Source organism: Parvimonas sp. D9, from assembly GCF_035282565.1.
In the GTDB taxonomy this organism is placed as follows: domain Bacteria; phylum Bacillota; class Clostridia; order Tissierellales; family Peptoniphilaceae; genus Parvimonas; species Parvimonas micra.
The window spans coordinates 1-285 of the sequence record NZ_JAYKBM010000108.1 but is presented as its reverse complement, the minus strand read 5'-3'; the positions used below and the strand labels follow the sequence as shown (position 1 = coordinate 285).

1 protein-coding gene is annotated in these 285 nt (G+C 67.0%); it reads left to right on the top strand.

What is annotated here, in order from left to right; genetic code table 11:
• Positions 1 to 19 precede the first annotated feature (19 nt).
• The coding region (locus VJI94_RS08220) for a non-canonical purine NTP pyrophosphatase (protein ID WP_324009000.1) at positions 20 to 285 on the top strand (266 nt) is incomplete at its 3' end.

Genomic DNA, 285 nt, shown 5'->3' with positions numbered 1-285 from the left:
AGGACCGGGCGGTGAACCAATGAGCGGAGAAGGACCCGTCCCGCAGGCGATCCGCAAGCTTCAGCCAGGCAAGCTGGTCATCGCCAGCCATAACGAGGGCAAGGTCGCCGAATTCCGCGAATTGCTCGCACCCTATGGCATCGAACTGCTGTCGGCGCGCGAACTCGACCTGCCCGAGCCGGAAGAGACGGGGACGACCTTCGTCGCCAATGCCGAGCTGAAGGCGCTGTCGGCGGCCGACCTGTCGGGCCTGCCGCGCTGTCCGACGACAGCGGGCTGTGCGTC